Raw genomic sequence first — 12,643 nt, forward strand, 5'->3', positions numbered from 1 at the left:
AGCTACTGCTCTCCACAGCACAACCTCAGCCGGCACAAGCCGCCTGATCAACTGTCCACGATTTGCGGGCAACCCCATTGGCGGTTTGCGGGCGGGAGGTGATGGGGCGTTGGTGGTTGTGGGGCGGAATGTGATGGGGCGTTGGTGCTTGTGGGGCGGGAGGCGATGGGGCGTTGGGAGGGGGATAAAACATTGGTTTTCCTAACCTGTATTGATTGGAAAAGATTGCTTTATCTTATGTGAGTTGAAGCTCATACTGGTGGAAAGACCTCCCAGGACACCAGAAAGATCGGGAAAACAATGACCCACGTTGCAATGGAACCGGCAGTCGCAAAGGCGGCCACCCCGCAGACTGTCGACGTCGACGTCCCCCAGGCCAAGGCCCTCGCCAATGAAGCGGTAGCCTTGGTCCGGCGCTGGCTTACCGAGGCCGCCAAGGTCCCGGTGGACGCCTCCGCAGAGCAGTTGGCCGGCGTCCTGAAGGACCCCAACGGCCTGGACTTCACGGTGGGCTTCGTTGACGGCGTGGTCCGCCCCGAGGACCTCAACGTCGCCGCCCGCAACCTCGCCAAGCTGGCCCCCAAGGTTCCCGCCTTCCTGCCGTGGTACATGCGCAGCGCCGTGGCACTGGGCGGCACCATGGCCCCGGCAATGCCGCGGCTGGTCATCCCCATCGCCCGCAGGGTCCTCCGCGAAATGGTGGGCCACCTGATCGTGGATGCCACCGACGCCAAGCTGGGCCCCGCCATCGCCAAGATCAAGAAGGACGGCATCAAGCTCAACGTCAACCTCCTGGGCGAGGCAGTCCTCGGCGAGCACGAAGCCTCCCGGCGCCTCGAAGGAACCCACACGCTGCTGGCGCGGCCCGACGTCGACTACGTCTCCATCAAGGTCTCCTCCACTGTGGCCCCGCACTCCGCCTGGGCCTTCGACGAAGCCGTGGAGCACGTCGTCGAAAAGCTCACCCCGCTCTTCCGGCGCGCCGCCTCCTACTCCGGCAGCGGACAGAAGAACAAGTTCATCAACCTGGACATGGAGGAGTACAAGGACCTGGACATGACCATCGCGGTCTTCACCCGGATCCTGGACAAGCCCGAGTTCCAGGACCTCGAGGCCGGCATCGTGCTCCAGGCCTACCTCCCGGATGCGCTGTCCGCCATGATCCGGCTGCAGGACTGGGCCGCAGAGCGCCGCGCCAACGGCGGCGCCGGCATCAAGGTCCGCGTAGTCAAGGGGGCCAACCTGCCCATGGAGCAGGTGGAAGCCTCGCTGCACGACTGGCCGCTGGCCACCTGGGGTTCAAAGCAGGACTCGGACACCAGCTACAAGAGCGTCATCAACTACGCCCTGCACCCCGAACGCATCAAGAACATCCGGATCGGCGTGGCCGGCCACAACCTGTTCGACATCGCCTTCGCATGGCTCCTGGCCAAGCAGCGCGGCGTGGAGTCCGGCATCGAATTCGAGATGCTGCTGGGCATGGCGCAGGGCCAGGCCGAGGCAGTCAAGAAGGACGTCGGCTCACTCCTGCTCTACACGCCGGTGGTGCACCCGTCCGAGTTCGACGTCGCCATCGCATACCTGATCCGCCGCCTGGAAGAAGGCGCCAGCCAGGAAAACTTCATGTCGGCGGTCTTCGAGCTCAGCGAAAACGAAGGGCTGTTCGAGCGCGAGAAGCAGCGTTTCCTCTCATCCCTGGAGGCACTGGACAACACAGTTCCCCTGCCCAACCGCCGGCAGGACCGGAACCTTCCCCCGGAGGCCATGCCGCACACCGGATTCCGGAACACCCCGGACACGGATCCCGCCCTTCCGGCCAACCGGACCTGGGGCCGGGCCATCCTTGAGCGCGTCCCGTCCTCCACGCTGGGCGACGCATCGGTGAAGGCCGCATTCATCAATGACGAGGACACCCTCGACTCGGCCATTGCCAACGCAGTGGAGAAGGGCAAGGCCTGGGGCGAACTGTCCGGCAACGAACGTGCGGACATCCTGCACCGCGCCGGGGAGATCCTGGAAGCCCGCCGTGCGGATCTGCTCGAGGTCATGGCCAGCGAGACCGGCAAGACCATCGACCAGGGCGACCCCGAGGTCAGCGAGGCCGTGGACTTTGCCCACTACTATGCCGAGTCCGCCCGCCGGCTGGACACGGTCGACGGCGCCACGTTCGTCCCAGCCAGGCTCACCGTCGTCACCCCGCCCTGGAACTTCCCGGTCGCCATCCCGGCAGGGTCCACCCTCGCGGCACTCGCCGCCGGCTCCGCCGTCGTCATCAAGCCCGCCAAGCAGGCCGCCCGCAGCGGCGCTGTCATGGTCGAGGCGCTGTGGGAGGCCGGCGTGCCCAAGGGCGTACTGACCATGGTGCAGCTGGGGGAGCGGGAACTGGGCACCCAGCTCATCAGCCACCCTGCCGTGGACCGCGTGATCCTCACCGGCGGCTACGAAACCGCCGAGCTGTTCCGGTCCTTCCGCAAGGACCTGCCGCTGCTGGCCGAAACCAGCGGCAAGAACGCCATCATCGTTACCCCCAGCGCCGACCTGGACCTCGCCGCCAAGGACGTGGCCTACTCAGCGTTCGGCCACGCCGGCCAGAAGTGCTCCGCGGCCTCGCTGGTGATCCTGGTAGGTTCCGTGGCCACCTCCAAGCGGTTCCACAACCAGCTGATCGACGCCGTCACTTCCCTCAAGGTGGGCTACCCGCAGGACCCCACCAGCCAAATGGGCCCCATCATCGAGCCCGCCAACGGCAAGCTCCTCAACGCCCTCACCACGCTGGGCGAGGGCGAGAACTGGGCCGTTGAACCGAAGAAACTGGACAGCACCGGCCGGCTGTGGAGCCCGGGCGTGCGCTACGGCGTCAAGCGTGGCTCCTACTTCCACCTGACCGAGTTCTTCGGCCCGGTCCTGGGCGTCATGACCGCCGAAACGCTGGAAGAGGCCATCGCCATCCAGAACCAGATCGAATACGGCCTCACGGCGGGCCTGCACTCCCTCAACTCCGAGGAACTGGGCATCTGGCTGGACACCATCCAGGCCGGCAACCTCTACATCAACCGAGGCATCACCGGCGCCATCGTCCAGCGCCAGCCGTTCGGCGGCTGGAAGAAGTCGGCGGTCGGTGCCGGCACCAAGGCAGGTGGCCCCAACTACCTGGCCGGTCTGGGTGACTGGCTTCCCGCGGAGGCATCCGCCAAGGCTCCGGTATCCAACGCGGCCGTCCGCCGCATCCTCAACGCCGCCGGCCCCGCCCTGGACCCGGCAGGCCTCGAGCCCGTCCAGCGGGCCCTGGCATCCGACGCCGAAGCCTGGGCTGACGAGTTCGGCACCGCCAAGGACGTCTCCGGGCTGGGCGCCGAGCGCAACATCTTCCGCTACCGCAGCCTGCCGGTCACCATCCGCCATTCCGAAGGTGCTCCGCTGGCACACCTGGTCCGGACGGTGGCGGCGGGCGTGCTGGCCGGTTCGGCACTCACCGTGTCCACCGCCGTCGAACTTCCCGCGCAGCTGCGCTCCGTGCTCACCGCACAGGACATCGACGTGACGGTGGAGTCCGACGCCGGCTGGCTGGCTTCCGCCGGACACCTCGCCTCGGCGGGCAAACTGTCAGGGGGCCGCATCCGCCTGATCGGCGGCAACGCCTCCGCACTCGCCGAGGCCACGGGCGGGCGGCCGGACCTGGCCATCTACGCCCACCCGGTCACGGAGGCGGGCCGCGTGGAGCTGCTGCCCTTCCTGCATGAGCAGGCCGTCAGCATCACCGCGCACCGGTTCGGCACCCCGAACCACCTCTCGGACGCGCTGATCTAGCGCCTGCGGGCACACAGAAGGTCCGGCGGTTGGGCTTGTTTCCACAAGCCCAACCGCCGGACCTTTTGTTTGTCCCGCTAGCCCAGGTACCAGCCGGGCGGCGTCCAGGTGGCGGGGACGCTGTGGGCGGAGAAATCCTCGCAGCGGGTGCAGGTGTAGGCCACCTCGCCAAGGGTTGCCACCGTCCCGTCACGCCGGTAGGTGGGCGGAATGTACGACTCGAGGTAGACGAACTCGTCCGTACGGCACTTGTCGCAGGTGGGTTTCCCCACATAACCGGAGTCCACGGAGGCGTGTCCGGTTCCGAGGGTGTTCTGGCGGGTGGACGGCCGTGCGGTGGAGTACGGGCGTGCGTGCGCAGAACCTGGGTGGATATTCCTGGCTGTCGTCATTGGCTGCCTGTCCCAAGCGGTGGTTTCCGGCATGCGGAGACTCGCTTGCTTCGGTGAACCGGCCTGCTGCTTGACCTTGGAAAACCAGCATAGGTGATGCCACTTCCCCTATCAATGGACACGGGCCCCCTAACTCCCCTAAATGCTGGAAATTGAGCCGCTGGAGAGTTAAGTTTGGCGGTTAATGTTCCTGCCGACAATCGTCTGGGTAAGGGCGTCAATCACTTCGGCATTGGCCAGCGGATTGCGGATCAGGGTGAAATCCACGTCACCCACGGCGGGAAGGTCAAAGCGCCGGGTAATGATCTTCAGGTCTTCGGGCACCAGCGACGTGGGCATGACGGCCACGCCGATGCCCGCCCTGACTGCCGCGAGCACCCCGCTGATCTGGCGGGTGGTGCAGGTGATCCGCCAGGTCCGGCCGTGGGCTTCCAGCGCATCGATGGCCAGTTTCCGGCTGAGGCTGGGGGACGGGTAGGCGATCAACGGCACGGGAGCTCCCGGCTCCATCACCGTCTGCTCCAGGCCCACCCAGGAAAACGAGTCATGCTGGACCACGGTGCCGTCTTTTGCCCCGGCCACCCATTTCACGAACACCAGGTCCAGTTGGCCGGCGTTCAGCTTGCGGTACAGCTGGTCGCTTTGGCCCACGGTGAGCTCGAGGTTGATCTGCGGATAGATCTGCCGGAACTCACGCAGGATCCGGGGCAGCCCGGTGATGGCGAGATCATCCGCCGTGCCGAACCGCAGCCGCCCCCGCATCGCGGAGCCCGAGAAATAGCGGGCCGCGGCGTCATGCGCTGACAGGATGCTGCGGGCAAAACCGGCCATGGCGTCGCCGTTGTCCGTGAGCCGGACGTCCCGGGTGTCCCGTGTAACCAGGCTGCGCTTGGCGGCTGCCTCAAGCTTGCGGATGTGCTGGCTGATGGTGGGCTGCGCCAGCCCCAGGCGTTCGGCGGCCTTGGTAAAGCTCAGGGTGTCCGCCACCGCCAGGAAGGAACGCAACTGGGCTGGTTCAAACATCTCGGGTCCCCCGCGGCATTAGAGTCGGCGTGTATTGCGTTTCGCAATACGAGTTATAGGGACCATACCGCTCCATAATTGCCTCCGCCAGCCTAGCGTTAAGGGCATCCCAGCCCGCCCGCAATTTTGAGGACACACCTGTGGCACCCCCACCGCCTTCGTCGGCCTCCGTCACCCAGCCAGTTATCGCCGCGGCGGGCTCAGCGCCGCCGGACAACCAGACCCAGCCGCTCGCCGTCGTCACTGAAAAGCTGCCCTGGCGGCACACCTTCATCTCGCTGAAAGTGCCCAACTTCCGGATCTTCGCCATGGGCCACTTCATCGCCGTCATCGCCATCTGGATGCAGCGCATCGCCCAGGACTGGCTGGTGCTGCAGCTCTCGGGGTCCGTGACGGCCGTGGGGTTCACGGTGGCCCTGCAGTTCATGCCGTCCCTGGTGCTTGGCCCTTGGGGCGGTATGATCGCGGACCGGTTCGCCAAACGGAAGATCCTCATCCTGTGCCAGAGCGTGGCCGCCATCCTTGCGGCGGCCCTGGCCGTCCTGGCCCTGACCGGCGTGATCATGGTGTGGCACGTCTACGTCATCGCGTTTCTCCTGGGCCTGGTGACCGTGCTTGACCAGCCCGCCCGCCAGGTGTTCGTCAACGAGCTCGTGGGCCCGAAGTACTTGCGGAACGCCATCAGCGTCAACTCCACCACCTTCCAGCTGGGCGGCCTGATCGGACCGGCCATCGCGGGGGTGCTCCTGACGGCAGTGGGGGCCGGCTGGGCGTTCGCGGCAAACGCGCTGGCCTGCTGCTCCACGGTGACCATGCTCCTGCTCCTGCGCAAGGACCAGCTTTACGTCAGCGCGCCGACGCCCAAGAGCAAGGGCATGCTCCGGGAGGGGCTGCGCTACGCCCTGAGCAAGCCCACCATCTACTGGCCGTGGCTCATGGCAGGGTTCATCGCGGTGTTCGCCATGAGCCTGCCGGTGCTGCTTGCCGCTTTCGCGGACCACGTCTACCAGGTGGGGGCCGGCGGGTATGGACTCCTCAACGCCCTGGTGGCACTCGGAGCACTGTCCGGCGCCGTGGCGTCCACCCGGCGTGGGCAGCTGCGCCTGCGGTCCGTGGTGTTCTGCGCCGGGATGTACGGCCTGATGCTCTGCCTGGCTGCCCTTGCCCCGTCCATGGTGTGGTTCGGCGCGGTGATGGTCCTGTCCGGGTTCTGGTGCCTGATGTTCCTCACCGGGTCCAACCAGCTGGTGCAGGTCAGCTCCAACATGGCCATCCGCGGCCGGGTCATGAGCCTGTACATCATGGTGCTGATCGGAGGCCAGGCGCTGGGCGGCCCCATGCTGGGCTGGATCGCCGAGCATGTAAACCCGCACGCTGCGCTGCTGGTGTCCGGCGGCGTACCCGCGCTGGCCGCGCTGTCGGTGGGGGCCATACTGGCCCGCAAGGGCGCGCTGCAGCTCCGGATGGACCTGAAGGGGCGGCGCCCCCTGCGGATCGTCAGCCGGCACGCCCGCGCCTAGGGAGGGCGCGCGGGCAACCGCTGAAGGCAACCGGGCGCGGGGCGCCCGGTTGCCGTTCGGGGGAGCTGCCTAAAGAACTGCCAGGTGCAACGCCTCGTGCGGGTATTCCGGGACGCGCTCCTGGAACTGCAGCACAGCCTCGTTTCGGATGACGCCGTCGCGGATCTCGATGGCCCGCGCAATGGTGTCGTTCGCGTCCCACGCGGCCGGTCCGCCCATGACTGTCCCGAGGAACGGTTGGAGCGCCTGGCTGATCTCCCAACTCGAGGAGTTCCAGAGGTAGGACGGGCTGTGGTCCACTGCGTAGTAGTTGATGTGGTCACCGACCTTGATCATCGGTGCCGCAAACGTGGTGGACTTGGCCCAGCTGAAGCCCATGCCGTCATCGCAGGAAACATCAACGATAAGGCTGCCTGGGTTGAACGCTGCCAGGTCCTCGGTCCGCAGGTATGTGAGCGGGTTGTTCGGGTCCTGCAGCGTGCAGTTGACCACGATGTCGCTCTCGGCGAGGAACGGAGCCAGCGGAACCCTGCCCCGTTCGGTGATGACCTGGCTCAGGAAGGGAGCCTCGTCGTCGTGGTCGAACTGCACGATGTTCACTGAATGGATGGGGGCGCCCACCGCTGCCACGCCGCGGTTGGTCAGCACCTGGACGTCGTGGATGCCGTGCGCGTTCAGCGCCGTCACCGCCCCGCGCGCCGTGGCGCCGAAGCCAATCACGACGGCGCTCAGCCGGCGCCCGTAGTCCCCAGTGGAACCTGTCAGCGCCAGCGCGTGCAGGACCGAGCAGTAGCCGGCCAGCTCATTGTTCTTGTGGAACACGTGCAGGCCGAACCCGCCGTCGCTGGCCCAGTGGTTCATCGCCTCAAACGCTATGAGGGTCAGTTTCTTGTCAATTGCCAGCTGGGTGATGGCGCGGTCCTGGACGCAGTGCGGCCACCCCCAGAGGACCTGCCCGTCCCGCATCTCCGCCAGGTCTTCCGGCTGCGGTTTGGGCAGGAGGACGACGTCGGCCGCGGCCAGCAGTTCTTCCCGGGCCGCCATGCGTCCCACCAGCGTGGAGAGGTGGCTGTCCGGGACGCCGAAGCGCTCACCGTAGCCACGCTCCAGGATGATGCGCTGCCGCAGTGCGGGAGCGATCCGTTCGACGTGCAGGGGGTGGAGGGGTACGCGGCGCTCGTCCGGTTTGCGCGAGGAAGCCAGGACGCCCAGGCTCAGCCGGGGTTTGTGGCCGCTCACTTCTTCTTTGCGGCCTTGGTGGACGTGATGTCCAGGGAGCTGGCCGGCGCTGCGGCGGCCTTCTTGTCTGCGCGCTTTTCCTTGATGGACTTGCCGGACTTTTTTGATGCCGTTTGACGCGGGGACTTATCAGCCATGATTGCTCCTGTAGCGGAACCGAATAGGTTCCTGACTACTGAGACTACACCCGTGAACCTAATCATCAGCCGGGGGGTGCGCGCCCCTTTGAGTGCTGCAGGAATGGAGCGGCTGACGGGAATCGAACCCGCGTATCAAGCTTGGGAAGCTAGCGCTCTACCATTGAGCTACAGCCGCAATGCCCTCGCTCGCGCGGGGCAGAACTTAGCTTAGCGCAGATCTGCGGGCTCCCCGCCAACCCGGGCCGGCGGCCGCGCCGTGTCCCGCGAACCGTGGCGTCATCCAGTAACTCTTCAATAACGTCCGCGCCGCCGGCTAGGCCCGGGCGTGGGGCGGTGGCTAACCTGATCCGGGTAGCGGCCGCTTTGGGGGAGGCAGCTATTGCGGGCAGCCGACGTCAACCACAGGAATTTCTTCATGGCAATCGCAGAGCACGAGGTCCTCATAGAGCGCGACGCCATGGCCGTCTACCAGTACCTCCTTGACGCCACCAACCTCCCGGCCTGGCGCAGCGACGTCCGCAGCGTGAAGCTTGTGGAGGGTCCGGCCGAAGCCAGGGGCGCCGTTTACCGGAAGATGGTGGCCGGACGCTCCGGCCTGAGCATTCCCGCCGAATTGGAGATCACCAATGTCCGGCCCGGCGCCGAAATCCAGTTCCACGTGGTTTCCGGTCCTGCCACCCGGTGGGGCGGCTACTATCTCAGCACGGAAGAAGCCGGAACCCGGGTCCGGTTTTCCGTGGAAGCCAAACGCGAGGGGCGGTTCGGGGTCCTCGGCAGGTGGCCCTTCTTTAACGGGATGCTCCAGCGCCGGGTCAGTTCCGATGTGGCCCAGCTGGACCGGCTGAAGAACGTGCTGGAGCTCCAGCCGGCCATCTGAGCCGCTCCCTTCGCCTTTACTGCGCCAGCCGCTGCCCGGTCCAAGGACCGGCAATGTTCGACGGCGACGCGAGGCTTCCGGAGCCCAGGTCCCAGTACTGCACGGTGTCGTTGGCGCGGCGGAGCGCCACGCCCCTGGTGTTCAGGCCGGTGGCATCACGCAGGGACCGGATCCCTGTGACGTCCGCCCAGCCGGTAGCGACCGTGGCCCGGGCTTCGGCGCGGAGGGCGGTGCTGCCCCACCCCCGGTAGAGCTGGACGCTGCCGTCGGTCCGCAGCCCCAGGATGTCCTGGAAGCCGTCACCGTCGTAGTCCACCATGGCGAGCCGGGAGGCGTACACGCCCGTGGCCACGGTGACGCGTTCTGCAATATCGCCGGTGCCCTTATTGCCGTAGAGGTAGAGATTTCCGCCGCCGTCCAGGGCCAGGATCTGCGGCATCCGGTTGTTTGCGCACCATCCGCCCACGGCAAGGGTCAGGGAGTCCCATCCGCCCAGGCCCAGGGTGATGGGCGCCTGGAACCCGCCGCCGGCGATGCCCCGGTGCAGTGTGAGGTTGCCGTTGGCCCATTGGGTCAGGACGTCAAAGGCGCCATCGCGGTCCCAGTCGGTCACGAAGACTTCCTTGGCCCCGCTGAAGCCTGAGCCGATTACCTTTGCGGCGGCATAGGTGCGGGGCCCGGTGGAGGCCCGGTCCAGCAGTTGCCCGGCGGAGTCGACCGACACGAGGTCGGCAGGGCCGGTGATTGCCGCGGCGCTGAGATTAAGGGTGGGCGGCATGTGCTTCACAGGTGCGTCGCACAGGCTTGGCGGTGACGGCGGGAAGGCATCACCCGATGCCGAACCGCCCGGTGAATCGAGGGTGCCTGCCGGGAGCGTGGTGTAGCCGAAGAAGTTCACCACGCCCCAGATCTGGTAGGTGGAGTTGGTGTACGAGATGCCGGCGCCCATCACGTTGAAGCGCGGGTCAAGGAGCATGGCGTTGTGGCCGGGCGAACCCTTCCACCATTCCACCAGCTGGGCTGCGTCCCGGTCCGTGCGGATGGCGATGATCTCGCCGGCGCCGTTGTTCGGACTCATGGCGCGGGGGTCGGTCCAGAAATTGGCCCGGTGTTCGATCACCTCACGGGTGGCGATGTTGTCGGACCAGTCCTGGGACAACCCCGCCACAGTGGGGTGGTACTTGACCTTGTTCAGGCCGTTGGCCACACGGTATTCGTTGATCTTGGTAAAGACGGTGAGGATGGCCGCTGAATTGTTGTCCGGGACCAGGGCTTCCGTGGACAGGCTGGGGGCGGCCGGTTCCGGAGCCGTGAGCCGGGTGGCCGGGGGCGATGCCAGATCCTGGTCCGGCGCCCAGAGCGGCGGGATGGACACGGTCCGGGGAGCAGGCTCCACGGTGGACGCCGCAGGTGCCGGCGGGGGCGTAGGTTCGGTGGCGGGCTGGACCGCGGGCGTGGAAGGGGCAGCAGGCGCGGGGTTGGGTGCCGGCGCGGGCGCGGCATCCGTCAGCGGTGACGCCACCCGGATATCCGGGTCCACGGCCGGGGTGAGGCGCCCGGCGGAAGCGTCACCCGCTGTGGACGCACCGCCGCCATGCACCAGCGGGGCTGCAAGCGAAATGCCCGCCGCCCCCGCCTGGGTCAGCGGCAACGGCGAGGGCGGTGCAGTGGCTGACGACGAGACCAGCGCCAACGCACAGAGCACGCCAAGAAAAGACGGTGCCACTAATTTATTCACAACATCCCCAGCTCTGTTACGCCATCCCGGGAGACCATTCCGGCGGCTTTCATTCGCAACATTAGCCCCACGAGGCCACAGCAACAACGGGAAAGTGCGGGTGTGGATAACCGATACGGTAATTTGGGACGGTGCTGATCTCTGACCGCGACATTCGTGCCGAAATTGATTCCCAGCGGATCGTGCTGGAACCGTTCGATCCCGCGATGGTCCAGCCGTCGTCCGTGGATGTCCGGATCGACAAATTCTTCCGGTTGTTCGACAACCACAAGTACGCGCACATCGATCCCGCGCAGGAGCAGCCCGAGCTGACCCGGCTGGTGGAAGTGGAGCAGGACGAGGCGTTCATCCTGCACCCCGGGGAGTTTGTCCTGGGCTCCACGTATGAGACGGTCACCCTGCCCGACGACATCGCGGCCCGCCTGGAAGGAAAGTCGTCCCTGGGCCGGCTGGGCCTGCTGACGCACTCAACCGCGGGCTTCATCGATCCCGGCTTTTCCGGCCACGTCACCCTTGAGCTGTCCAACATGGCAACGCTGCCCATCAAGCTGTGGCCGGGCATGAAGATCGGCCAGCTCTGCTTCTTCAGGCTAAGCTCTGCCGCGGAATACCCGTACGGTCAAGGCGAATACGGCAACCGCTACCAGGGCCAGCGCGGTCCCACCGCCAGCCGCAGCCACCTGAACTTCCACCGCACCAGCATCTAGCAGCGACGCCGGCCACATCAGGTCTGCGGAGCTACCGCGGGCCTTCGGACGAACGGCCTGGCCAGCGGTTCGACGTAGCGTGCGGCCAGTGGGCCCACCACCGCCATCAGCAGCACATAGGCGGTGGCCAGCGCCGCGAGCTCATGCGGGACTGCCCCTGACGCAACCGCCAAGCCTGCAATCACAATGGAGAATTCGCCGCGGGCAACGAGAGCGGCGCCGGCACGGAAGCGTCCGGGCCGGGCGATCCCTGCCCGTTTTGCCGCCCAGATCCCGGTCAGCATCTTGGTTGCCGCAGTAGCCACGGCCAGGACCAGGGCCCATCCCAGGACCGGCGGGATGGATGAAGGGTCCGTGTTGAGCCCGAACGCCACAAAGAAGATGGCCGCAAACAGGTCCCGCAGCGGCTCGAGGATCCGGGTGGCATTGTGGGCAGTGGACCCCGAGATGGCGATGCCCAGCATGAAGGCTCCCACTGCTGCCGAAACCTGCATGGCGGACGCCGCGCCCGCCACCAGCAGGGCGGCGCCGAGGACGTTGAGCAGGAAGACCTCGGAGTTCTCGCTGTGCACCGCTTTGGAGACGTGGTGCCCGTGCCGCAGTGCCACCATGAGCACCACACTGACCACTGCCAGGGCGATCCCCACGGTGGTGAGCCCGCCCAGGAAACCCACACCCGCGAGCGTCGCCGTGAGGATGGGCAGGTAGACGGCCATGGCCAGGTCCTCGAAGACCAGGATGGACAGCACGACCGGGGTTTCCCGGTTGCCCAGCCGGCCCAGGTCCGTGATCACCTTGGCGGCGATGCCGGACGAGGAAATGTACGTCACCCCGCCCATGACCATGGCCCCCACGCCGCCCCATCCCAGCAGCAGGGCAAGGCCGGCACCGGGCAGGAAGTTCAGCACGAAGTCCAGCACGCCCGCCTGCCAGGAGCGGCGAAGGCCGGTGAAGAGCTCAGCCGCTGTATATTCCAAACCGAGCATAAGCAGCAGAAGGATGACGCCGATCTCGCCCGACAGATGTGCGAACTCGTGCATACCTTCAAGTTTGACGATGCCGCCGGCGCCAAAAGCCAGCCCGCCCAGCAGGTAGAACGGGATGGGGGACATGCCGATCCGTCCGGCCAACCTGGCCAGGAGGCCGAGGAAGAACACAACGGCCCCCAGTTCAATGAGGGTCTGGGCCAACGGGTCCATG

10 protein-coding genes and 1 tRNA gene are annotated in these 12,643 nt (G+C 66.6%); 4 read left to right on the plus strand and 7 right to left on the minus strand.

Annotated features, from left to right (window positions below; genetic code table 11):
* Positions 1-300 precede the first annotated feature (300 nt).
* Entirely contained in the window at positions 301-3,807 is a 3,507-nt protein-coding gene (locus PV772_RS00005) for a bifunctional proline dehydrogenase/L-glutamate gamma-semialdehyde dehydrogenase (RefSeq protein WP_347884997.1), read from the plus strand.
* A 77-nt stretch (positions 3,808-3,884) separates the two neighbouring features.
* Here the strand turns inward: PV772_RS00005 and PV772_RS00010 are convergent, their stop codons facing one another.
* Positions 3,885-4,199, minus strand: coding sequence for a hypothetical protein (locus PV772_RS00010; RefSeq protein WP_141159059.1), 315 nt, complete (start codon positions 4,197-4,199; stop codon positions 3,885-3,887).
* Between the two features lie 168 nt (positions 4,200-4,367).
* Positions 4,368-5,222, minus strand: a complete 855-nt coding sequence (locus PV772_RS00015; protein ID WP_347884998.1) for a LysR substrate-binding domain-containing protein — start codon at positions 5,220-5,222, stop codon at positions 4,368-4,370.
* Between the two features lie 140 nt (positions 5,223-5,362).
* Here PV772_RS00015 and PV772_RS00020 point away from each other — a divergent pair, with 140 nt between their 5' ends.
* On the plus strand, positions 5,363-6,742 hold the full coding sequence (locus PV772_RS00020; RefSeq protein ID WP_347884999.1) for an MFS transporter: 1,380 nt from the start codon (positions 5,363-5,365) through the stop codon (positions 6,740-6,742).
* Positions 6,743-6,811: 69 nt separating this feature from the next.
* Here PV772_RS00020 and PV772_RS00025 read toward each other — a convergent pair whose 3' ends face one another.
* The 3 genes from PV772_RS00025 to PV772_RS00035 form a co-directional block, all read right to left on the minus strand.
* Positions 6,812-7,981 (minus strand): N(5)-(carboxyethyl)ornithine synthase, encoded by a 1,170-nt coding sequence (locus PV772_RS00025; RefSeq protein WP_347885000.1) that lies wholly within the window; start codon positions 7,979-7,981, stop codon positions 6,812-6,814.
* Positions 7,978-8,118 carry a hypothetical protein gene (locus tag PV772_RS00030; RefSeq protein ID WP_168223187.1) on the minus strand — a complete coding sequence of 47 codons (141 nt, stop codon included), beginning with the start codon at positions 8,116-8,118 and terminating at the stop codon, positions 7,978-7,980. Before PV772_RS00030 ends, PV772_RS00025 begins: the two co-directional genes overlap by 4 nt.
* A 104-nt stretch (positions 8,119-8,222) precedes the next feature.
* Positions 8,223-8,296 (minus strand) — tRNA-Gly (locus tag PV772_RS00035).
* Between the two features lie 240 nt (positions 8,297-8,536).
* On the opposite strand from PV772_RS00035, the gene PV772_RS00040 reads away from it, so the two are divergent.
* The gene (locus PV772_RS00040; RefSeq protein WP_141159063.1) at positions 8,537-8,998 is read left to right on the plus strand and encodes an SRPBCC family protein; all 462 of its coding nucleotides are present in this window, start codon (positions 8,537-8,539) and stop codon (positions 8,996-8,998) included.
* A 16-nt stretch (positions 8,999-9,014) separates the two neighbouring features.
* Here the strand turns inward: PV772_RS00040 and PV772_RS00045 are convergent, their stop codons facing one another.
* The gene (locus PV772_RS00045; RefSeq protein ID WP_347885167.1) at positions 9,015-10,703 is read right to left on the minus strand and encodes a CAP domain-containing protein; all 1,689 of its coding nucleotides are present in this window, start codon (positions 10,701-10,703) and stop codon (positions 9,015-9,017) included.
* Positions 10,704-10,867: 164 nt separating this feature from the next.
* Between PV772_RS00045 and dcd the strand changes: the two genes are divergently transcribed.
* Entirely contained in the window at positions 10,868-11,443 is a 576-nt protein-coding gene (dcd, locus tag PV772_RS00050) for a dCTP deaminase (protein ID WP_018769967.1), read from the plus strand.
* 17 nt (positions 11,444-11,460) lie between these two features.
* Here dcd and PV772_RS00055 read toward each other — a convergent pair whose 3' ends face one another.
* The gene (locus PV772_RS00055; protein WP_347885001.1) at positions 11,461-12,642 is read right to left on the minus strand and encodes a cation:proton antiporter; all 1,182 of its coding nucleotides are present in this window, start codon (positions 12,640-12,642) and stop codon (positions 11,461-11,463) included.
* Between the last annotated feature and the right edge of the window lies 1 nt (position 12,643).

It is taken from the genome of Pseudarthrobacter sp. CC12 (assembly GCF_039907755.1).
In the GTDB taxonomy this organism is placed as follows: Bacteria; Actinomycetota; Actinomycetes; order Actinomycetales; family Micrococcaceae; genus Arthrobacter; species Arthrobacter niigatensis.